The 21674-nt window shown below is 70.3% G+C and carries 20 protein-coding genes; 6 read left to right on the top strand and 14 right to left on the bottom strand.

The features are described 5' to 3' along the window. Positions 1 to 66: 66 nt before the first annotated feature. The 3 genes from ACWZJV_RS16055 to ACWZJV_RS16045 are packed head-to-tail and all read right to left on the bottom strand — an operon-like array spanning position 67 to position 3836. Entirely contained in the window at positions 67 to 1311 is a 1245-nt protein-coding gene (locus ACWZJV_RS16055) for an anthranilate synthase component I family protein (protein WP_457177101.1), read from the bottom strand. Between the two features lie 18 nt (positions 1312 to 1329). Further along, a complete protein-coding gene (locus ACWZJV_RS16050) occupies positions 1330 to 1899 on the bottom strand; it encodes an anthranilate synthase component II (protein WP_196875856.1) in 570 nt (189 codons plus the stop codon). Further along, positions 1896 to 3836, bottom strand: coding sequence for an anthranilate synthase family protein (locus ACWZJV_RS16045; protein ID WP_457177099.1), 1941 nt, complete (start codon positions 3834 to 3836; stop codon positions 1896 to 1898). Before ACWZJV_RS16045 ends, ACWZJV_RS16050 begins: the two co-directional genes overlap by 4 nt. A gap of 95 nt (positions 3837 to 3931) precedes the next feature. On the opposite strand from ACWZJV_RS16045, the gene ACWZJV_RS16040 reads away from it, so the two are divergent. After that, positions 3932 to 4432 (top strand): SigE family RNA polymerase sigma factor, encoded by a 501-nt coding sequence (locus ACWZJV_RS16040; RefSeq protein ID WP_008356103.1) that lies wholly within the window; start codon positions 3932 to 3934, stop codon positions 4430 to 4432. Next, entirely contained in the window at positions 4429 to 5043 is a 615-nt protein-coding gene (locus tag ACWZJV_RS16035; RefSeq protein ID WP_457177097.1) for a hypothetical protein, read from the top strand. The genes ACWZJV_RS16040 and ACWZJV_RS16035 overlap by 4 nt, the downstream gene beginning before the upstream one ends. A 148-nt stretch (positions 5044 to 5191) precedes the next feature. Here the strand turns inward: ACWZJV_RS16035 and ACWZJV_RS16030 are convergent, their stop codons facing one another. The 3 genes from ACWZJV_RS16030 to ACWZJV_RS16020 all read right to left on the bottom strand — a co-directional run bounded on the left by ACWZJV_RS16030 (position 5192) and on the right by ACWZJV_RS16020 (position 8860). Beyond that, a complete protein-coding gene (locus ACWZJV_RS16030) occupies positions 5192 to 7381 on the bottom strand; it encodes a HelD family protein (protein ID WP_196875858.1) in 2190 nt (729 codons plus the stop codon). A gap of 134 nt (positions 7382 to 7515) precedes the next feature. Then, positions 7516 to 8034: a hypothetical protein gene (locus ACWZJV_RS16025; protein ID WP_457177095.1), complete on the bottom strand. Its 519-nt coding sequence runs from the start codon at positions 8032 to 8034 to the stop codon at positions 7516 to 7518. Between the two features lie 58 nt (positions 8035 to 8092). Continuing rightward, complete coding sequence (locus ACWZJV_RS16020) at positions 8093 to 8860, bottom strand: enoyl-CoA hydratase family protein (protein ID WP_457177093.1); 768 nt, start codon at positions 8858 to 8860, stop codon at positions 8093 to 8095. Positions 8861 to 8879: 19 nt separating this feature from the next. On the opposite strand from ACWZJV_RS16020, the gene ACWZJV_RS16015 reads away from it, so the two are divergent. Continuing rightward, positions 8880 to 9458 (top strand): protein-L-isoaspartate O-methyltransferase family protein, encoded by a 579-nt coding sequence (locus tag ACWZJV_RS16015; RefSeq protein WP_457177092.1) that lies wholly within the window; start codon positions 8880 to 8882, stop codon positions 9456 to 9458. Here ACWZJV_RS16015 and ACWZJV_RS16010 read toward each other — a convergent pair. Beyond that, positions 9455 to 10591 carry a YihY/virulence factor BrkB family protein gene (locus tag ACWZJV_RS16010; RefSeq protein WP_457177090.1) on the bottom strand — a complete coding sequence of 379 codons (1137 nt, stop codon included), beginning with the start codon at positions 10589 to 10591 and terminating at the stop codon, positions 9455 to 9457. The two genes, ACWZJV_RS16015 and ACWZJV_RS16010, sit on opposite strands and share 4 nt — an antisense overlap. Positions 10592 to 10687: 96 nt before the next feature. On the opposite strand from ACWZJV_RS16010, the gene ACWZJV_RS16005 reads away from it, so the two are divergent. Beyond that, a complete protein-coding gene (locus ACWZJV_RS16005; RefSeq protein WP_457177088.1) occupies positions 10688 to 11248 on the top strand; it encodes an RDD family protein in 561 nt (186 codons plus the stop codon). A 59-nt stretch (positions 11249 to 11307) separates the two neighbouring features. Further along, entirely contained in the window at positions 11308 to 12024 is a 717-nt protein-coding gene (locus ACWZJV_RS16000; RefSeq protein WP_008356088.1) for an RDD family protein, read from the top strand. Positions 12025 to 12087: 63 nt separating this feature from the next. Here the strand turns inward: ACWZJV_RS16000 and ACWZJV_RS15995 are convergent, their stop codons facing one another. The 7 genes from ACWZJV_RS15995 to ACWZJV_RS15965 form a co-directional block, all read right to left on the bottom strand. After that, the gene (locus ACWZJV_RS15995; protein WP_457177086.1) at positions 12088 to 13254 is read right to left on the bottom strand and encodes an acyl-CoA dehydrogenase family protein; all 1167 of its coding nucleotides are present in this window, start codon (positions 13252 to 13254) and stop codon (positions 12088 to 12090) included. Beyond that, entirely contained in the window at positions 13251 to 15143 is a 1893-nt protein-coding gene (locus ACWZJV_RS15990; protein WP_457177084.1) for an ATP-binding protein, read from the bottom strand. Before ACWZJV_RS15990 ends, ACWZJV_RS15995 begins: the two co-directional genes overlap by 4 nt. A gap of 123 nt (positions 15144 to 15266) precedes the next feature. Further along, the gene (locus ACWZJV_RS15985) at positions 15267 to 16838 is read right to left on the bottom strand and encodes an acyl-CoA carboxylase subunit beta (RefSeq protein ID WP_457177082.1); all 1572 of its coding nucleotides are present in this window, start codon (positions 16836 to 16838) and stop codon (positions 15267 to 15269) included. Then, positions 16835 to 17968 (bottom strand): acyl-CoA dehydrogenase family protein, encoded by a 1134-nt coding sequence (locus ACWZJV_RS15980; protein ID WP_457177081.1) that lies wholly within the window; start codon positions 17966 to 17968, stop codon positions 16835 to 16837. Before ACWZJV_RS15980 ends, ACWZJV_RS15985 begins: the two co-directional genes overlap by 4 nt. Next, complete coding sequence (locus ACWZJV_RS15975) at positions 17965 to 19719, bottom strand: acyclic terpene utilization AtuA family protein (protein WP_457177079.1); 1755 nt, start codon at positions 19717 to 19719, stop codon at positions 17965 to 17967. Before ACWZJV_RS15975 ends, ACWZJV_RS15980 begins: the two co-directional genes overlap by 4 nt. Continuing rightward, complete coding sequence (locus ACWZJV_RS15970; protein WP_008356078.1) at positions 19716 to 20510, bottom strand: TIGR03084 family metal-binding protein; 795 nt, start codon at positions 20508 to 20510, stop codon at positions 19716 to 19718. Before ACWZJV_RS15970 ends, ACWZJV_RS15975 begins: the two co-directional genes overlap by 4 nt. Continuing rightward, positions 20507 to 21106, bottom strand: a complete 600-nt coding sequence (locus ACWZJV_RS15965) for a TetR/AcrR family transcriptional regulator (RefSeq protein ID WP_457177077.1) — start codon at positions 21104 to 21106, stop codon at positions 20507 to 20509. Before ACWZJV_RS15965 ends, ACWZJV_RS15970 begins: the two co-directional genes overlap by 4 nt. A gap of 114 nt (positions 21107 to 21220) precedes the next feature. Here ACWZJV_RS15965 and ACWZJV_RS15960 point away from each other — a divergent pair, with 114 nt between their 5' ends. Further along, entirely contained in the window at positions 21221 to 21580 is a 360-nt protein-coding gene (locus tag ACWZJV_RS15960) for a VOC family protein (RefSeq protein ID WP_457177075.1), read from the top strand. Positions 21581 to 21674 lie beyond the last annotated feature (94 nt).

Genomic DNA, 21674 nt, shown 5'->3' with positions numbered 1-21674 from the left:
TTTTATGAACGATCCAATAGACAACGGCCGCTGTCTCAACGTGTCGCCGTCTTTTCACCTGCTTGATCATCTGCCGAGGGAAGCGCGCACCCGGTCGGCCTTCAACCGCGCCTCGGCAGCCTCCTCGACGACGTCGGATCTGACGGTGATCCCGCCACCGGTGCCGATCTGCCAGGTGCGGGTGTCGTGGGTCGTCAGCGTGCGGATGACGACGCCGAGGTCGGCCGGTCCGTCACCGGAGATCCAGCCGAACGCACCGGCGTACGCCGCCCGCGGCCCGCCCAGGTCCCGCTCGGCGCGCTCGATGACCTCCATCGTGCGCAGCTTGGGCGCGCCCGTCATCGAGCCGGCGGGGAAGAGCCTGCGCAGGGCCTCGACCGTGGTGATCCCGTCGCTGAGATGTCCCCTGACCGTGGTGACGAGCTGGTGCACGGTCTCGTAGGACTCCACCTGCATCAGCCCCGGCACCTCCACGGTCCCCGGCTCGCACACCATCGCCAGGTCGTTGCGGAGCAGGTCGGTGATCATCAGGTTCTCGCTGCGGAGCTTCGGATCGGTACGCAGCAGCTCCGCGTTGGCGGCGTCCTGTTCTGCTGTTGCGCCTCGTGGGGTCGTCCCCTTGATCGGCCTCGTCTCGATCGTGCGGTCTTCGTCGATGAGCGCATAGCGCTCGGGGCTCGAGCTCAGCAACCACGCGGTGTGACCGGCGACGTCGTGCTGGAGGAACCCTGCGTACGGGGCGGGGTTGATGCTCCTGAGCCGCAGGTAGGTCTCCACCGGGTCGGCCTCCGCGTGCACCGTAGTGCGGTAGGTCAGGTTGGCCTCGTAGGTGTCGCCGGCCCGGAGGGCTTCCTGGACCTGGTCGAAGGCAGCGCGGTAGGCGGATAGTCGGGGATCAAACGGTCGGTTACCGACGGGTAGAGCGACCGTTTGATCCCCGACTACCCCGAGCGGGTGGTCGAAGAGACGGACATGGGACGGGCGCATCCACACCGCGTCCGGCACGTCGAGAGAGGGGGTGGCCGGGAGATCCGTACGGCACGCGTAGCCGAGGTAGCCGAACCACTGCTCCCCGGGCCCGACCTCGCGTTCGAGAACCTCCCAGATGTCGTCGCCGACGACCTCGGAGCGGCCGCCGGCATGGCGCAGCACCTCTCGGCGCGCGGCGGAGTAGGTCAGCGAGACGTCGTCGTCCTCCAGCCAGCCGATCAGGGACCGGGTGCCGGACCACTCCCGCGCCCCGCCGCCGTCGAGCCAGACGCAGCGGGGGTGTGCGGCGGCCACCTCGGCGAAGAGGTCCTCGACGCTCACCGGTGCCTCACCGCTGCCTCAGACCTGCCGGTTCAGGAAGTTCGCGACCATCGCCGCGCCGTGCTGGGAGAGCACCGACTCGGGATGGAACTGCACGCCCTCGAGCGGCAGCTCACGATGGCGTACGCCCATCACGACCCCGTCCTCGGAACGGGCCGTGACCTCGAGGACATCGGGCACGGAGACGGCCGCAAGGGAGTGGTAGCGCACCGCCTCGAGCGGCGAGGGAAGGCCCGCGAAGACGCCGCGACCGTCATGGGTCACCTGCGCGACCTCGCCGTGGGCCGGCTCGATCCGGTCGACGACGCCGCCGTAGGCGGTCACCAGGCCCTGCATCCCCAGGCAGACGCCGAGGACGGGCCGCCCCGCCGCCAGGAGTACGTCACGCCCGACCGCGAAGTCCGCCGGGTCGGCAGGGTGGCCGGGCCCGGGCGAGAGCACCACGTGGGTGTAGCCGGCGAGGTCGCCGAGCTTCACCTCGTCGTGCTCGACGACGTCGGGCATCTCCCCGCTGACCTGCGCGATCATGTGGACGAGGCTCCACACATAGGAGTCGTGATGATCGATCACCACCACGCGGTCGGTCATTGTGCGAGGAGGTCGCTGACGACATCGTGGATGAGGTCGTAGCCGCGCTCGGTGAGGACAGACTCCGCGTGGAACTGGATGCCGGCGTAGTGGGGCCCGGAGATGGCGTGGATGTCGCCGGTCTCGGGGTCGGCGTCCACGGACACCCCCGCGGGCAGCTCCGTGGAGCCGACCCGTCCGACGAAGGTGTTGTAGAAGCCGACGCGCTCGCGGCGCGGCCGCCCGCCGAACCCGAGGCCGACCCGGGTCTGGGTGCCCTGGAAGACGATGTCCTTGTAGTGGAGCCCGATCCCGAGCTGGTGGCACAGTGCCTGGTGACCGAGGCAGACCGCCAGGAACGGCTGCTCGCTCTCGAGCAGCGACGCGACAGCGGCCCGCAGCTTGCCCATCTTGGGGTCCTCGTCGTCGCGCGGGTCACCGGGCCCGGGGCCGACGATGACGAGATCGGCACCCTCGAACGCACCCTCGGAGTAGTCCTCGTGGCGCACCACGGACGAGGTCATACCGAGCACCCGGAGCACGTGGCGCAGCATGCGCACGAAGTCGTCCTCGCCGTCGAGGATCACCGCGTGCTTGCCGGCGAGGTGGGCCGAGGGCTCCTCGTCGGCCTGGTCGGTCAGCCAGAACGACGACAGCCGACGGTTGCGGGCGGCCAGGGTCAGCAGCAGGTCCTCGTCGTTGACCAGCTCGGACACATCCTGTGCCAAAGCAGGTGCCGCCGGCACCAGGCCGAAGGCGGACAGGATGCCGCCGGCCTTGGCGTGCGTCTCGGCGACCTCGTAGTTCGGGTCGGAGTCGCGTACGAGGGTCGCGCCGGCGCTCACCTTCAGCCGGCCGTCGATGGAGACGTCCGCCGTGCGGATCACGATCGGCGAATCGACCGTCGGGGCGCCGGACTCGTCACGGCCGAGCAGCGCGAGGGCGGCACCGTAGTAGCCACGGCCCTCCGGCTCGTACTTCTTGATCAGCCGGCAGGCGTTCTCCACCGGCGAGCCGGTCACGGTGGCGGCGTACATCGTGTCGCGCAGGATCTCGCGCGGGTCCCGCCCGGAGCGGCCGGCGAGCAGATATTCGGTGTGGATCAGCCGCGACATCGGCTTCAGGAACGGGCCGAGCACCTGGCCGCCCTGGTCGCAGATGTCGCACATCATCTTGAGCTCCTCGTCGACCACCATGAAGAGCTCGTAGACCTCCTTCTGATCCGTCAGGAAGTCGGTCAGCTGCCCCTTGAGGTCGTGGGCGATCTTCTCCGGCGTTCCCTCGAGGTCGCGCGGCAGCCGGAAGGTGCCCGAGATCGGGTTCATCCGGACGTCGCCGCCGTGGACGCTCACGTGGCGCTCCGGCGAGGCGCCGATGAGGTAGCGGTCGCCGGTGAAGAAACAGTAGGTCCAGTACGCCCCGCGCTCGCGCTCCAGCAGACGACGCAGCACGGTGAGCGCGCGCTCGTGGTTCCAGTCGTCGAGCTGCGCCCGGTAGTGGCGGCCGATCACGAAGTTGGCGCCCTCGCCCTGGCCGATCTCGTCCTCGATGACTGTCTTGACCAGGTCGGCGTAGGTGTCGTCGTCGACGTCGAACCCCCCGCGGTCGGTGAACTCCACGGGGACCTCGGGCAGTGCGTCGATGACCTCGGCGACCGAGAACTCCCACTCGCGCTCCACGTCGACGACCACCAGCGGGGTGCCGTCGTCGTGGGCCTCGAAGCCTCGCTCGCTGACCTGCCGGAACGGCACCGCGAGCAGCCGGTCGGCGACCTTGCCGGGCTCCGGGGTGCCCTCCTCGAGAGGTACGTCGAGCAACGACTCGACCACCGACCGGGTGCCTGCCAGCATGCCGACCGTGTCGCGGTCACCCGCCCGCGAGGAGCGCCGGATGATCGCCCACGCCTCGTGCCCCGTGATCTCCTCGATCGCGGTCTTGGCAGGGCTGTTGGTCGTCATGGGAGGAGCCTAATCCGCACGCTCGCACGAGGCGCATTCGATTCGGATGGTGGGCCGCGTGCAACCCCGCGGTGCCCCCGATCCGTTGACAGAGCGTGAGACGTTCCCAAGACGCCGAATTCGAGGCCTTCGTACGCCGCCACCGAGCGCAGCTCGTCGGCACCGCCCGGCTGCTGACCGCCGGCGACGCCCACCTGGCCGAGGACCTGGTCCAGACGACCCTGGTCAAGGTCTACCTGGCCTGGGGGCGAGCGTCGCAGCAGCCCGCTGCGTACGCTCGCCGCACCCTGGTCAACTGCCTGACCGACCATCGCAGGCGCCCGTTCTTCCGACGGGAGCACGGCGCGGTGTCGCTGCCCGAGACCGCGGTCGAGGACCCGGCGATGGTCGATCCCGAGCTGGTCGCGGCACTGGCCGAGCTCCCGCCCCGGCAGCGCGCGGCCGTCGTGCTCCGACACGTCCACGACCTCTCGGTCGACGAGGTCGCCGACGCACTCAGCTGCTCGACCGGAACCGTGAAGTCCCAGACGGCACGCGGCCTGGACAAGCTCCGCGCGCTGCTCACCCCCACCCAACTGACAGGAGACTCCCGATGAACGACGTGATCGACCGCCTCGCCCGCCTGACCCCCTCCGCCCCTTCGGCCGACGATGCCACCGCCGACCTCCGTCGTGGCCACCAGGCGCTCGCCCGGCGCCGGATCAAGCGCGCCGCCCTCGGTGGTGCCGCCCTGACCCTCGCGGTCGGCGGCGCCTTCGGCGGGATCGCCCTGACCTCCGACAACGGCGGCACGCCGACGGTCCAGGCCGCCGACACCGTCAAGCTGGTGGACTACAACGGCACCCAGATGCCCGGCTACACCGTGGCGAAGGTGCCCGAGGGGTTCGTGCTGCAGGGCTCCGACCAGTACGTCCTCGCCGTCGCCCGCCCCGACGACAAGTCGACCATCAGCGACTTCCGGGACAAGATCGTGGTCACTCTCGAGTCGCCCTCGGCGCCCGCCGAGGGCGCCACCGACACCACCGTCAACGGCCAGCCCGCCACCCTCGTCAAGACCCCCGACGGCGCGACCATGCTCAAGTACGCCTACCGCGACTTCACCGTCGTCATCCAGATGTGGAGCTCCATCCACCTCACCGACAAGCAGCTCGTCGAGTTCGCCGAGGGCGTCGAGGTCACCGCCGACGCCAAGCCGTCCGTCGGCTGACCCCTCCCCAGCCCCGCTGGTCGAGCCGCGAGGCCGCCTGCTGCCGAGCGTGTCGAGACCAACACGGTCGAATCGAGCGCCGAGACGACTGTGTTGGTCTCGACACGGATTCGTTCGTCCCTCACGAATCCGGCTCGACCAGCGAGGGCTAGGAGACCGTGGTCAGGAGCTGCGTGGCGCGGGTGAGGACGACGTAGAGGGTGGCGCGGCCGGTGGCCGACTCACGCTCGATCTCGTCGGGGCTGACCACGACGATGCCGTCGAACTCGAGGCCCTTGGTGTCCAGGCCGGTGAGGACGACGATGCGGTCCTCGCCGGAGGGCACCGAGGTCGGGTCGGCGGCAGAGGCAGCAGCCGACGGAGCGTCGGCCGCGAACTCCGACCACGACGCCAGCCACGAGTTGACCTCGGAACGGCGGGCGACCGGGACCACGATGCCGACGGTGCCGCCGACCTGGGCGGCGATCTCGCCGACCGCCTCGCGGGTGGCCTTCTCCAGGTCGACCGCGTTCTCGATGACCTGCGGCTCGACGCCGGTCGACCGGACCGCGGTGGGCAGGTCGGCGTCGAGGCCGACCCGCTCGGCGTACGCGGCGGCGAAGGCGTAGATCTCGGCCGAGTTGCGGTAGTTCGTGGACAGGTGGAACGCGTGGACCGGCTTGCCCTCCAGCGCCTTGGCCCGCGCCTCCTCCGCCTCCGACGCCACCGGCCACGAGGACTGGGCGGGGTCGCCGACGATGGTCCACGAGGCCGTACGTCCCCGGCGGCCGACCATCCGCCACTGCATCGGGGTGAGGTCCTGGGCCTCGTCGATGAGGATGTGGGCGAACGGGTCGTCGTCGATGCGGTAGGTCGGCGGGCGCCAGCCCCGGCCCGAGGAGAACTCGCGGTCGGAGGCGGTCATCAGCTCGGCGATGTCGATGCCGCTCTGGTCGGCGTCGCGCTCGTCGGCGGCCTGCTCGGGGATGTCGCCGATCGCGTAGCGGAGCTCGTCGAGCAGCGGGATGTCCTCGATGGCCAGGTCGGCGTCGGTCAGGCCGCGGCCGGCCCACGACTTGAGGAGCAGCTGCTGCTCGTCGTGGGTCAGGATCCCCTCGGAGACGCGGGCCAGGAACTCGGGCTCTCGCAGCCAGCCGAGCACCTCGCGCGCCTCCAGTGCCGGCCACCAGGCGGCGGCGAACTCGAGGAAGGCGGGGTTGTCGAGCATCTCGTCGTTGAAGACCTCACGGCCTCGCTCGCGGCCGCGCTCACCGCGTACCTGACGCCAGAGGATGTCGAGAAGCATCTGGGGTACGCGGCGCAGCTGCTGGTTGCGGCGGCCCTGGCTCATCAGCTGCCGGCGCAGCTCACCGAGCCGCTTGCCGTCGAGTCGCAGCGAGTCGTCGCGGTAGAAGACCTTGAACTCGCGCGGGGACCCCGGGGCCTGCTGGCGCGAGGCCCGGCGCAGCACCTCGGCCATCCGGGCCGAGCCCTTCACGTCGGCGACGGCGGGGTCGTTGTGCCAGGTCGCGCGTACGCCGTCGACGACCTCACCCAGCGACCGCAGCGCCACCGCGGTCTCGCCGAGGCTCGGCAGGACGCGCTCGATGTAGCGCATGAAGACGCCCGACGGGCCCACGATGAGCACGCCGCCGGACTCGTAGCGGCGTCGCTCGGTGTAGAGCAGGTAGGCGGCCCGGTGCAGAGCCACCACGGTCTTGCCCACGCCCGGACCGCCGGAGATGGTCGTGACGCCCTTGCCGGGCGCCCGGATGGCCTTGTCCTGCTCGGCCTGGATGGTCGCGACGATGGAGTGCATCGTGCGGTCGCGGGCGCGGCTGAGCTGGGCGATGAGGGCGCCCTCGCCGACGATCGGCAGCTCGGCGCCGGAGCGCTCCAGAGCCTCGGCGTCGAGCAGCTCGTCCTCGACACCGATGACGCTCTGCCCCTCGGAGCGGAGCACCCGGCGCCGGATCACCGACCTCGGCTCGACCGCGGTGGCCTGGTAGAACACCGCGGCCGCCGGCGCGCGCCAGTCGATCAGCAGCGAGTCGCGCTCGGCGTCGCGCAGGCCGATGCGGCCGACGTAGCGCGGTTCCGGGTCGACCGCGGGGTCGAGGTCGAGGCGGCCGAAGACCAGCCCCTCGTGAGCAGCGTCGAGCTGCGCGATCCGTCGCGCCGCCTGGAAGGCGAACGCGTCGCGCTCGACCAGCCCGCCCTCGTGCCCCAGGCGGCCACGGTCGCGGCCCTCGTTGGCCAGCTCCTGCGCAGCGCGCGCCGACTCCCCCAGCTGGAGGTAGACACGATCTACGAACCTCTGCTCCTGAGCGATCTCGCGCTCAGCCAGCTTGTCGTTCAACTGGATGTTCCCCCGTTACCAAAGATCCACACCCGCCGTGCGCCCCCCATGGCGCACGGCAAGGAGACAACTCTACCCCGACGTGGGGTAACGCGGGCACGGACGCCACCACTCGACTGACGTTGGCGAGGCGGCTATCCGCCGACCCAGCCCTTGTCGTGGTCGATCACCGTCAGGTTCACCCAGACGGCACCGTCCGCCGGGACGTACGGCGATCCGTCCTCGTGCTGGGCACGCAGGGTGACCGTGTGCTCACCCGGCCCGCTGAAGTACTTGCCTCCGTGCTCGACATCGAAGTCGGCTTTCGGCTCTCCGCACCAGCCTGCGGTCTTCTCGTCCCAGTCGCCGATCGACCAGTAGACCCGCAGATCTCCCGGTGCATCGAACCGGCATCCCAGCGACACGAGGAACTCGTCACGGGTCGTCGTGAACTCGATGTCGTGCCTGGCGCCGTTCAACATCTGGCGGCCGTCCTCGCTCTCCCAACTGACCATGACCTCGTGGTCAGCCGGGGGCGCGGTCAGCGGCGCGGCGGAGACCTGCGGCTTCGGGGTCCACACCCAGCCTTCGTCGTCATCGCCGAAAGGATCGATCACCCAGACGACCCCGGCGACGACAACGAGGCCGAGCAGACCTGACAGGACCTTGAGCATCCCCACCTCTTTCCCTCGGACCGAAGGGAGCATAGGGACACTCCGGGTCTCGCGCCTCCTACTTCTTCCGGGTCAGAAAGGCGGTCATCGCCTCGCGGGCCTCGTCGGAGCCGAAGAGGCGGGCGGAGAGGGCGGCCATCTCCTCGCCGCCGGCGTCGATGTGCTCGACCAGGCCACGGACCATGAGGCGCTTGGTCTCGCGCAGGCCCTGGGGGGAGCCTTCGAGAAGCGAGGAGGTGATGGCGGCGACCTCGTCGTCGAGCGACTCGGCGGGGACGGCGGCGGTCAGGATGCCGATGCGGGCGGCCTCGGCGGCGTCGAACTTGTCGCCGGTGAGGAAGTAGCGGGACGCGGCGCGGGAGTCGATCCGGGGCAGGATCGAGAGCGAGATCGCGGCGGGGGCCAGGCCCAGCCGGACCTCGGTGAGCGCGAACGAGACGGTGTCGGCGGCGATCGCGATGTCGGCGGCGGCGACGAGCCCGAGGCCGCCGGCGCGGACCGGCCCTTGGACCTTCGCCACGACGGGCTTGGTCAGGGCGACGATGGTGCGCTGGAGACGTACGATCCCCCGGGTCCCCTCCTCCATCGGCACCGTCGCGGCCTCGGAGAGGTCGGCGCCGGAGCAGAAGACGGTGCCCGTGGCCTGAAGCACGACCGCCTTGACCGAGGCGTCCTTGTCGGACGCGTGCAGCGCCTCGAACAGCTCGGTGACCAGCTGGCGCGAGAGCGCGTTGCGGTTGGCCGGCGAGTCGAGGGTGATGGTGGCGACACCATCGGCGACGTCGAGGTGGACGAGCTCGGCGGGGGTTTCTGGCGACTCAGTCATGGGGCAGACACTACGGTGCTTGACTGGACGTGTGGACCCGGTCCTCGATGCGTTCGCCGCCATCCCCCGGGAGGGTTTCCTCCCACCCGAGGAGCGGGACTTCGCAGGCTTCGACGAGCCGCTTCCCATCGGCCACGGGCAGACCAACTCACAGCCGCGAACGGTCGCCGACATGCTGCACCTTCTCCAGGTCGCACCGGGCGACAAGGTGCTCGACGTCGGCTCCGGATCGGGCTGGACCACCGCACTGCTCGCCCATCTGACCGGCCCGGCGGGGAGCGTGGTCGGGGTCGAGCTGGAGCCGTCGCTGGTCCGGTTCGGCCGCCGGAACCTGGCGGCCACCCACCAGCCGTGGGCTCGCATCGAGAAGGCGAAGGCCGGGGTGCTCGGCTGGCCCCGGGAGGCTGCGTACGACCGCATCCTCGTCTCCGCCGAGGCCGAGGCGATGCCGAGCGAGCTGATGGACCAGCTCGCCGCGCCCGGCCGGATGGTGGTCCCGGTCGCCGGTCTGATGATGCTGGTCGAACGGAACGAGACCGGCACCGCGCGCCTGAGCAGCCACGGCTGGTATCGCTTCGTGCCGCTGCGAAAGGCCTAAGGACCCGTACGCCGCGGCCGCTCGCCCTCGTCAGGGTGCGGCACCGCGCGCAGCTTGCCCGGCGGCACCGGGGGTGGCGGGGTGGTCGGCGGCAGCGGCCGGCTGAACTCGTCGCGGCGACGGATCCGGCGGGCGGTCTTGCGGAGCCAGGAGGGGTCCATGACGATCTCGTGGGTGTTCCCGTCGGGACCGTCGAAGGTGACCGCCACCGTCTCGAAGCCCTTGTGACGCTGCATGAGGGCGTAGCTCGCGTAGGCGCGGCGGTCGGCCTCGGTCAGCTCGACGTCGTCGGTGAAGAGGGTGAGCAGCGCGCGCGGCCACAGGTGACGGGAGTAGACGACGTTGACCTCGATCGAGATCACCACCATCAGCGCCGCGATGTAGAGGAAGGCGACCAGACCGAGGACCAGCGCGAAGGTCTGGTTCATGCCTCGGGTGGCGGCGAGCACGTGCTGGACGAACTCCGCGCCGAAGTACTGCAGCACCTGCCACAGCATCGCGAACGTGATCGCGCCCGGCAGCGCGTGCGCGAGCGAGTGGTCACGGGTGGTGGCCATCCGGAAGACGACGCACAGCATGCCGGTGACGATCGCGACGGTGCCGAGGATCACCAGCCAGTAGCCGATGTCGACCGCCTTGAACCCGAGGAAGTCGGTGTGGCTCAGCACCAGCGACAAGCCGGTGACCGAGAGGATGGCCAGGCCGCCGGCGGCGAGCATGAACAGCGACCGCACCCGCAGCAGGATCGGGTTGGGACGGCTGTTGCGCGGCACCGACCAGGCGGTGTTGACGGCGTTCTGCATCGAGAGGCCGAGGCCGAGCGCACCGTAGAGGGCGGCCAGACCACCGACGATGATCGCGCCGGTCGACCCGGTGAGCTCCTTGCGGCCGAGCTGGTCGCCGATGATCGGGAACTGCGCCAGCGCCGTGTCGAGCACCGCCTCCTGCAGGCCCGGGTTGCCCTCCAGCACGAAGCCGAGGATCGAGGAGGCGAGCAGCAGGATCGGGAAGACCGCGACGAACGCGTAGTAGGTGATGATCGCGGCGAGGTTGTTGCCCTGGTCCTCGTAGAACTTGTAGACGACAGCGATCGGGAACGCGACCGGCGGGAACCGGCGCTGAGCCCGATCCATTGCCTTCGCCGCTCCAGCCATAAGGGTCAGGCTAACCCCTGCCTGACCCGATAGATTGAACGTCGGTCAGGTCAGCAGGTCTGCACACTCGAGGAGATGACCCACCAGATGTCCAACTTCGGCCCGCCGACCGGGCCGCCGCCAGGCGCCCCGCAGGACCCCGCTCGTGGACCGGGCGAGCAGCCCCAGGCCCCGCCCTGGGCACAGCAGTCGTACGTCCCGGCCGGGCCGCCGCTCGCGACCTGGGGCCGCCGGGTGGCCGGTGCGCTGATCGACGTCGCCCTGCTGCTGCCGTTCTACCTGGTCGCCGGCGTGGGCGGTGGGCTGTCGCAGGAGTCCGGCTTCTTCGTCACCGCGTTCGGCCTGCTGGTGACCATGGCCGGCTGGATCGGCGGACTCGCCTTCGCGGTCTGGAACCACGTCCTCAAGCAGGGCCGCACCGGCTACACCATCGGCAAGGGGGTCGTCGGGATCAAGCTGGTCCGGCGGGACTCGCAGGCCACGACGGGCGTCCCGGTCGCGCTGGCGCGGCAGTTCCTCCACGTCCTCGACGGGTTCTGCATGATCGGCTACCTGTGGCCGCTGTGGGACGACAAGAGGCAGACCTTCGCCGACAAGATCGTCGGCACGCTGGTCGTCGTGGAGCCCCGCTCTTAGCCGCAGCGCCCAGGCGTGTGCGCTGACATTTACGTTGAGATGTGGCCATACTCGGCCCCATGTCTAACTACGGCCCGCCTCCTGGCGCCCCGCAGGACCCCTCCGGCCAGCCCCTGCCGCCGACTCCGCCGCCCGCACCGGCCTACGGTCAGCCCAGCGCTCCGCCGCCTCCTCCCGCGCCGGGCTACGGCGCTCCTGCCGCTCCCGGCTACGGCGCTGCCCCCGCCGCACCCGGCTACGGCGCCGCCCCGGCCGGCTACGGCTACGGCGCCCCGACCCCGCCGTACGCCTCCTGGGGTGCACGCGTCGGCGCCGCGATCATCGACGGGCTCGTCGGCGCGGTGGCCATGATCCCGTTCTGGATCGGCTACGGCCTGCTCATCGCCGGGGCCGCCTCGGGCACCGCCTCGGAGTACGACCCGAACACCGGCATGTACACGCCCGGCGGCGAGCCCAACGGGGCGCTCATGGCCATCGGTGGGCTCCTGCTGTTCATCGGCTTCCTGGTGAGTCTCGCCTTCCTGTTCTGGAACTACGGCCTGAAGCAGGGCAAGACCGGCTACACGATCGGCAAGGGCGTCCTCGGCATCAAGGTGGTCAAGGAGGCCGACGGCCAGGTCCTCGGCACCTGGTTCTCGATCGGGCGATTCTTCGTCCACTACCTCGACCAGCTCGCCTGCTACATCGGCTACCTGTGGCCGCTGTGGGACGAGAAGCGGCAGACCTTCGCCGACAAGATCCTCAGCACGATCGTCGTCACCGAGCCGAAGAAGTAGACACAGACGTACGCAGCAGGGCCGGTCGCTCACGCGACCGGCCCTGCGCCTATCTCCGCGTGCTCAGTAGGACTTCGGAAGCCCCAGGGTGTGCATGGCGATGTAGTTGAGGATCATCTCCCGGCTGACCGGGGCGATCCGGCCCAGACGGGCGGCGACGAGCTGGTTGGCCAGCCCGTACTCCACCGTCAGGCCGTTGCCGCCGTGGGTGTGGACCGCGGCGTCGGTGGCGTTGCAGGCGACCTCGCCGGCGGCGTACTTGGCCATGTTGGCGTACTCACCGGCGCCGGCGTCGTCGCCGGCGTCGTAGAGCGCGGCGGCCTTCTGCCACAGCAGGCGGGCCTGCTCCAGCTCGATCTTGACCTTCGCCAGCGGGTGCGCGATGCCCTGGTGGGAGCCGATCGGGGCGTCCTTCCAGACCGAGCGGTTGGCGGCGTACTCCACCGCCTTCGCCAGGGCGTAGCGGGCCATCCCGCAGGAGAGCGCCGCGCCCATGATCCGCTCGGGGTTGAGGCCGGCGAAGAGCTGCCAGATGCCGCCGTCCTCGTCACCGACGAGGGCGTCGGCGGGGAGACGTACATCGTCGATGAAGAGCGTGAACTGCTTCTCCGGCGCCTCCCAGGCCATCGGGATGACCTGCTTCTCGAATCCCGGCGAGTCGGTCGGGACCACGAAGAGAGCCGGCTTGAGCTTGCCGGTCTTGGCGTCCTCCGTACGGGCGACGATGAGGACCGAGTCGGCCTCGTCGACGCCCGAGATGAAGGTCTTCTGGCCGTTCAGGACCCACTCGTCGCCGTCGCGCTTGGCGGTGGTGGTGATCTTGTGGGAGTTGGACCCGGCGTCGGCCTCGGTGATCCCGAAGGCCATCAGCAGGCTGCCGTCCGCGATGGCCGGAAGCCAGCGCTTCTTCTGCTCCTCGGTGCCGCAGCGGCCGATGATGCTGCCGCAGATCGCCGGGCTGACGACCATCATCAGCAGCGGGGCGCCGGCGGTCGCGGCCTCCTCGAGCACGGCGGCCAGGTCGCTCATCCCGCCGCCACCGCCGCCGTACTCCTCGGCGATGTTGACGCCGAGGAAGCCGTTGCGGCCCATCTCGAGCCACATCTCGGTCATCTTGCCGCCCTCACGGGCCTGCTTGGCGACGAAGTCGTGACCGTACTTGCCGGCCAGCTTCGCCACCGCCTCGCGCAGCGCGGTCCGCTCCTCGGGCTCTGTGAACGCGGTGGTCATTCTGACTCCTCTACGACGGCCAGCACCTCGCCGGCGGCGACCTGGGTTCCTGGTTTGACGTTGATCTGGGTGAGTACGCCGCCGGTCGGCGCGGTCACCGTGTGCTGCATCTTCATCGCCTCCAGGACCAGCAGCGGCTGGCCCTCGGTGACGTCGCTGCCGGCCTCGGCCAGGACGTCGACGACCGAGCCCGGCATCGGTGCCAGCAGGCTTCCGGGCTGGGTCTGGGTGGCCGGGTCGGTGAACCGCGGCCGCTTCCGGAGCGCGGTGTGACCGAACGGCGCGTCGACGTCGATCCGGTCACCGTCGACCGCGATCTCGTACGTGGTGCGCAGGCCGTCCTTCTCGAGGACGACCCGCTCCTGACCTGCATCGATGACGTCGAAGCCATCGATGCGGTAGCCGTCGCGGGTGCCGTACCACTCGACAGTCAAGCCGTCCTCGGACCCGTCCTCGAAGACCGTCCGCTGGGGCTGGTTGACGACGTTGCGCCAGGCGACCGGGATCCCGGGCCGACGAGTCCGCTCGGCCAGGGCGACCGCGGCAGCCACGGCGGCGCCGGGGTCGTCGACGGATGAAAGAAGAGTCTCTTTCGCGAGCAGCGCGGTGGTGGCCTCGCCGCTGCGGAACGCGTCGGAGCCGAGGATCCCGATCAGCTGCTCGCGGTTGGTCACCAGGCCGTGGACCTTGGCCGTACGCAGCACCGAGACCAGCCGCCGGATCGCCGCCTCGCGCGTGGGCGCGTGCACAATCACCTTCGCCAGCATCGCGTCATAGAAGGTGCTGACCTCCGAGCCCGAGGTGTAGCCGGCGTCGATCCGGGCGTCGCTGGAGAACTCCAGCTTGGTCAGCGTCCCCGACTGCGGCTGATAGTCCGCCGACGGGTCCTCGGCGTAGAGCCGCACCTCGATCGCATGCCCGTCGACGCCGCCGGTGGTCGAGCTTGTCGAGACCACCTCCGACGCGCCCTCGGCCACCGCGATCTGCAGCTCCACCAGGTCGACCCCGTGGACCAGCTCGGTCACCGGGTGCTCGACCTGGAGCCGCGTGTTCATCTCCAGGAACCAGAACCGCTCCGAGGCGGCGTCATAGAGGAACTCGACGGTGCCCGCACCGCGGTAGTCGATCGCCGCGGCGGCGTTGCGGGCCGCCTCGTGGAGCGCCGACCGGACGGCATCGGGCAGCAGCGGGGCCGGGGACTCCTCGACGACCTTCTGGTGTCGGCGCTGCACCGAGCAGTCGCGCTCGCCGAAGACGGCGACGTTGCCGGCACCGTCACCGACGACCTGGACCTCGACGTGACGGCCGGCCTCGACGTACGGCTCGACGAAGACGGTCCCGTCCCCGAACGCCGAGGCGGCCTCGGCCTCGGCGGCCGCGATCTCGGCGGCGAGCGCGTCGAGCGACCGGACGATCCGCATCCCGCGCCCACCGCCGCCGGCGGAGGCCTTGACCAGCAGCGGCAGGTCGGCCTCGACCGGCGAGGCCGGCGCCTCCAGGACCGGGACCCCGGCCGCGGCCATGATCTTCTTGGCCTCGATCTTCGAGCCCATCTGCTCGATCGACTCGGGAGCGGGCCCGATCCAGACCAGCTCGGCCGCCTCGACGGCGCGGGCGAAGTCGGCGTTCTCCGACAGGAACCCGTAGCCGGGGTGGATCGCGTCGGCGCTGGCCACCTTGGCCGCCTCGATGACGAGGTCGGCGCGGAGGTACGTGTCGGCGGGGGCGTGGCCGGGGAGGCGTACGGCATGGTCCGCCTCGGCCACGAACGGCAGGCCCGCGTCGGCGTCGGAGTGCACCGCGACGGTCTCGATGCCGAGCCTGCGGGCGGTGCGGAAGACGCGCGAGGCGATCTCGGCGCGGTTGGCGACCAGAATTCGGTTGATCATGATTCCCTTTCGCTGGTCGAGCCGCCGGAGCCGCTAGGCGGAGGCGTGTCGAGACCAACAGAGTCGACTGTGTTGGTCTCGACACCGCTCGCTGCGCTCGCGGGCTCGACCGACGGTGGCTGGTCACATCCGGAAGACACCAAAGTTCATCGCCCCCTCGATCTCCTTCGTCGCGATGGCCGACAGGCAGAGGCCCAGGACGGTGCGGGTGTCGCGCGGGTCGATGACCCCGTCGTCGTAGCCGAGGCCGGAGAGGAACATCGGCAGCGACTGCTCCTCGACCATCCCCTCGACCATCTCCTTGACGCCCTTGAACCCCTCGGCGTCGAAGACCTCGCCCTTCTTCTCGGCGGACTCGCGGGCGACGATCTCCATCACCCCGGCGAGCTGGGCCGGTCCCATCACCGCTGACTTGGCCGAGGGCCAGGTGAAGAGGAATCTCGGGTCATAGGCTCGGCCGTTCATGCCGTAGTTCCCCGCGCCATAAGACGCGCCCATGATCACGGTCAGGTGCGGGACGGTCGAGTTGGAGACCGCGTTGATCATCAGGGCACCGTGCTTGATGATGCCGCCCTGCTCGTACTCCGTGCCGACCATGTAGCCGGTGGTGTTGTGCAGGAACAGCAGCGGGGTGTCCTTCTGGTTGGCGAGCTGGATGAACTGCGCCGCCTTCTGGGCCTCCTCCGACATGAGCACGCCGCGCGCGTTGGCGAGGATGCCGATCTCGTAGCCGTGCAGCCGCGCCCAGCCGACGCAGAGGCTGGGCCCGTAGAGCGGCTTGAACTCGTCGAACGCCACCTCGTTGTCGGGACCGGTCCCGTCGACGATCCGCAGGATCGCCTCGCGCGGGTCGAAGGGCTCCTTCAGGTCGGTCGGGATCAGGTCGAGCAGGCCGTCGGGGTCGAGCTCGGGCTCGTAGCTCGCCTTCGGCTGCGGGCCGCGCTTGCGCCAGTTGAGCCGGGCCACGACGCGTCGCGCCTGCCGGATGGCGTCGTGCTCGTCGACCGCGAGGAAGTCGGAGGAGCCGGAGATGCGCGAGTGCATCTCGGCGCCGCCCAGCGACTCGTCGTCGGTGTCCTCGCCGGTGGCCATCTTCACCAGCGGCGGGCCGGCCAGGAAGACCTTCGCGCCCTCCTTGACCATGATCACGTAGTCGCTCATGCCGGGGACGTACGCACCACCGGCCGTGGAGTTGCCGAAGACCACCGAGATGGTGGGCTGCTTGCGGGCGGAGGACCTGGTCAGATCGCGGAAGCCCTTGCCGCCCGGGATGAAGATGTCCTTCTGTGTGGGCAGGTCGGCGCCGCCGGACTCGGTCAGGTTGATCGTCGGGAGACCGTTCTTCTCCGCGATCTCGGCCGCCCGGAAGGAGCGCTTGAGGGAGTAGGGGTTGAGCGCCCCGCCTTTCACCGTCGGGTCGTTGGCGACGATCATGCACTCGACGCCCTCGACCACACCGATGCCGGTGATGATCGAGCCACCGACCGGGAAGTCGCTGCCCCAGCCGATCAGCGGCTGGGTCTCCAGGAACGGGCTGCCCTCGTCCAGCAGCAGCTCGATCCGCTCGCGGGCGAGGAGCTTGCCGCGGGCCTTGTGGCGGGCGACGTACTTCTCGCCGCCGCCGGCCGCGGCCTTCGCGTGCTCGGCGTCGAGGGCCTCGATCTTCTCGAGGAGGGCTTCTCGGTTCCCGCTCATGAGGTGTAGCCCAACAGCTTGGCGGCCAGGTCGGTCATCACTTCGGTGGCTCCTCCTCCGATCGGCAGGATCCGGGCGTCGCGGTAGTGCCGCTCGACCTCGGTCCCGTGCATGTATCCCGTCCCGCCGTGAAGCTGGACGGCCTGGTCGACGACCCAGGTGCAGGCCTCGACCGCTGTCTGCTTGGCCAGCGCCGCCTCGGCGATCGTCTGTTGTGTCGAGCCTTCGCGGTCGTAGCGGGCGACCACGGCGTGGGTGTAGGCCTTGGCGACCTCCACCTGCCGGTGCATCTCGACGAGCTTGTGGCGTACGACCTGACGCTTGATCAGCGGCTCACCAAACGTCTCGCGCTGGCGGCAGTAGTCGGCGGTGAGCGCCAGGCAGCGGGCGGCGGTGCCGTAGCCCTGCACGGCCAGCGCGATCCGCTCGGTCACGAACGCCGCGGCGATGTAGATGAAGCCCGCGTTCTCGTCGCCGACGAGGTTGGCGGCCGGGACGCGTACGTCCTCGAGGGCGAGCTCCGCCGTGTCGGAGCACTTCCAGCCCATCTTCTCGAGCTTGCGCGTGACCGTGAAGCCAGGCGTGTCCTTGTCGATCACGAGCAGGCTGATACCACCGGCTCCCGGGCCGCCGGTGCGGACCGCGGTGGTGACGAAGTCGGCGCGTACGCCGCTGGTGATGAACGTCTTGGCGCCGTTGACGACGAGCTCGTCGCCGTCGCGAACCGCGGTCGTGCGGAGGTGGGAGACGTCGGAGCCGCCGTCGGGCTCGGTGATGGCGAGGCTGCCGATCTTCTCGCCGGCCAGGGTCGGCTTCACGTACGTCTCGATCAGGTGGGGCGAGCCGTGCTTGGCGATGTGCGGCAGTGCGATCCCGTGGGTGAACAGGCCCGCGAGCAGGCCGGACGAGGCGCCCTCGGACATCATCCCCTCGGTCACCGCGACGGTGTCGGCCAGTCCGCCGCCCTCGCCGCCGGCCTCCTCGGGGAACCCGATCCCGAGCAGCCCCTGCTTCGCGGCGGCCAGGTGGACCTCGCGCGGGATCTCCTGGTTGTCCTCCCAGACCTGGAGGTCAGGGAAGACTTCACGGCGGGCGAACTCGGCGCCCAGCTGGAACAGGTCGTCGCTCACAGGAGCTCCTCCGGGCCGAGCTCGGCAGGTACGTCGACGATCCGGCTCCGGGCCCACTCGCCCAGGCCCTTCGCCTGCGGGTCGAACCTCGTCGAAGCCGCCACTCCTTCGCCGAGCAGGTCGTGGATGACGATGTTCACGCCACGCAGGTGAGGCAGCGGCGTGATGTCGATGGCGAGGTCCTCGGCCTCCGGCAGCAGCGCCCGTACCCACTCCGGCGTGACCGTGTCCAGCAACCACTCGACGACCGCGTCCGGCCGCCACTGCGGCGCCCAGAGCCCGAGGTTGGCGTCGCCGCCCTTGTCCCCGGACCGCGCGTAGACCAGCTCGCCCAGCGCTCGCCGAGGCGTCGCCCCCGCCGGCCGAGGCGTCGCTCCCGTCGGCCGAGGCGTCGCTCCCGTCGGTCGAGTGGTCCTCTCGCTCGACGCGCGTGACGTCTCGGCCGACGTACGTGACGCCTCGGCATAAGCGAGGGGCGACGGAACCTCGTAGGTCGAGCCGTCGGGGAGGTGGACGGTCTCGGGGGCGCGGTCGCGCCGGACGTACGCAGCCTTGTAGATGCCGAACGGAGACGGCCGTCCCGGGGGCGCGGTGACGTGGAAGCCCGGGTAGGAGGCGAGCGCCAGCTCGATGGCCGGAGCCGTCAACGCACGGCCGACGGCGTCGGCGTCGGCGGCGCGCGCGTTGAGCCGCAGGATGCAGGCGGCGCCCTCCTCGGTCGGGGAGTCGGGCGCGGGGATGCGGTAGGTCGACCAGGTGTAGTCGGGCCCGATCGGGAGCTCGGCGTCGAGCTGGTCACGCAGCCAGGCGGCCTTGGCGTCGATGTCGGGCCCGGTGAGCACGAACTCGGCGGAGTTGCGGTAGCCGCCGAGCGAGTTGACCGCGACCTTGAGCGTGGCCGGTGGCGGGGTGCCGGTCACGCCGGTGATGGCGACCCGGTCGATGCCGACCTCCTGGAGCCGGATCGAGGTGAGGTCGGTGGTGACGTCGGGACCGAGGTAGAGCGGCCCCTGGATCTCGTAGAGCAGCTGCGCGGTGACCGTGTCGACCGTGACGGTGCCGCCGGTCTCGTCCTGCTTGGTGATGATCGAGGAGCCGTCGACCGCGATCTCGGCGACCGGGAACCCCAGCGGACGCGCGCGGGCCTGCGGCGACATGGTCAGGAACCCGGAGAAGTTGCCGCCGGTGGCCTGGGTGCCGCACTCGATCACGTGGCCGGCGACCACGGCGCCGGCGAGCTCGTCGTAGGAGTCGCGCTTCCAGCTGTGGTGGGCGATCGCCGGCCCGACGACGACGCTCGCGTCGGTCACCCGTCCGGTCACGACGATGTCCGCACCGGCGTCGAGCGCGTGCGCGATCCCGAAGGCGCCGAGGTAGGCGTTGGCGGTCAACGCGTCGGGGTGGGAGTCGAGGCGTCCCCGGAGGTCGTCGCCATCGACATAGGCCACCTTGGCGCTCGTCCCGAGCGCCTCGATGGCGGCAGCGAGACCGGCGGGGTTGAGGCCGCCGGCGTTGGAGACGATCTTGACGTCCCGCTGCAGGGCGAGGTCGAGGCAGTCCGCGACCTGACGCAGGAACGTCTTGGCGTAGCCCGTCGTCGGGTCCTTGAGGGTGTCCTTGCCGAGGATGAGCATGGTGAGCTCGGCGAGATAGTCGCCGGTCAGCACGTCGAGCCGACCGCCTTCGAGCATGTCCCGCATGGCCGAGAACCGGTCACCGTAGAAGCCGGAGCAGTTGCCGATGGTGATCACTTCTTGGGCCTCCCGCCACCGGTGGGCCCGGCGAAGGCCTGGGCGATGGTCAGCCACTTCTCGGCATCGTCGCCGGTGGTCTCCAGCGCGGTGTCGTCACGGTGGATGCGCTGGGTGACCAGCCGCGCGAAGTCGTACGCAGGGCCCCGGACGCTCTGCGCCGCGTCCTCCGGCCCCCACGCCCACTGCTCGCCGGACGGGGCGGTGAGCTCGACGCGGAACGGGTCGGAAGGCGGGGTCAGGCCGTGGACGCCGTAGGAGAAGTCACGGGTGCGGGTGCCGAGATGGCACACGTGCTTGATGCGGTCGCTGGGCTCGTAGGTGTGGCCGAGCGCCTCACGCACGTCCAGCCCGTGGGCCCAGGTCTCCATGAACCGAGCGGTCGCCATCGAGGCCGGCGACATCGGCGGCCCGAACCAGGGCAGCTTCTTCCCGTCCGGGACGTTCGCGAGCGCACCGGCGAGCTCGCCGCGTACGCCGTCCCAGTGCTGCAGCAGCTCCGTCGCCGGCATCGTGGCCAGCGCCAGCGCGGCCTCGTCGACGTAGCCCTCGGGATTCTTCAGACCCTCGGTGACCAGCTCGTCCCAGGCGCTGGGGTCGCCGGCCACCCACTCGGTCGCGGCGAGCGCGGCCTCGTCGGTCCAGGCCAGGTGGGCGATCTGGGCGGCGACGTCCCACCCTTCGGCGGGCGTCGGCTCGCGCCAGCCCGCCTCGCTCAGCCCCGCCACCACCTGGCGCAGCTCGAACCCCTCCATGGAGAGGTCCTCGAGAAGTTCATCCAGCAGACTCATCGCAGCTCTCTTTCCAGAACCTCGGCCCAGTGATCGAGGATCCGCTCGCGTCGGGCAGCGTCGTCGGTAATCGTGTCAGCCAGAGCCAGGCCGCGGACGAGATCGAGCGTGGCCTGCACGAGCTCGCGTACCCCCGGCTTCCGCTCGTCCACACCGAGCAGCTCGACCGTGGCCCGGTGGAGCTCGCGACCGATCCGCTGCTCGAGCGGACCCACCGCCGCAGCCAGCTGCTCGTCGGTGCGTGCGGCCACCCACAGCTCCAGGGCCGCGGCGAAGACCGGCGAGGTGACCTGCTCGGCGAGCATGGCGAGCACGTGCCGCGTACGCTGCCCGCCCTCCGGGAGCGCTCCGGCCGCCTCCTTCAACGCCTCGCCGCGAGCCTCGGTGATGTGCTCGACCGCCGCCACGACCAGGTCGTTCTTCGCCGGGAAGTGGTGCAGCTGCGCCCCGCGGGAGACTCCGGCACGCTGGGAGACGAGCGTGGTCGTGGTCCCGGCGAAGCCGCGCTCGGCCAGCAGCTCGACGGTGGCATCGAGGAGGCGCGCCCGCATCGCGCGGGTGCGCTCCTCCTGGGGTACGCGGGTGGCCTGGCTCACAGACAGGCACTCTTCCGCGCCAGAAACAAACAGTCAACCCTGACTGTATATTTCTGAGACGGCGTCAGGACAGGCGGAAGCGGAACGTCCGGAACCGGTCCTAACGTCGGACCCATGGCTATCGCACGCAATCCGCAATGGGTCATCGACTGCCCCGACCCGGCAGCCCTGGCCACCTTCTACGCAAAGCTGTTCGACTGGGAGACGAAGGTCGACGACGACGGCACCTGGGCCGAGTCCTGGGGCGACGGAGGCGCCCTCAACTTCCAGGCGGTCGAGGACTACCGCGCCCCGCAGTGGCCCTCGCAGGACGTACCCCAGCAGTCCCACCTCGACGTCTTCGTCGACGATCTCGACGCCGCCGAGGCGGCCACCGTCGCCCTCGGCGCCACCAAGCACGAGGTCCAGCCCGGCAAGACCTTCCGTGTCTTCCTCGACCCCGCCGGCCACCCCTTCTGCCTCTGCCAGGCCTGACAAGCCCCGCCGAGTCGGTAGAAATGGCGAGCCGAGAATGTAGTTGTGGGCGACGAAACTCGCGTTTCGTCGCCCACAACTGAGGATTCGGCCC

Source organism: Nocardioides sp. WG-D5 (genome assembly GCF_054031175.1).
This window is presented reverse-complemented; position numbering and strand designations above follow the sequence as displayed.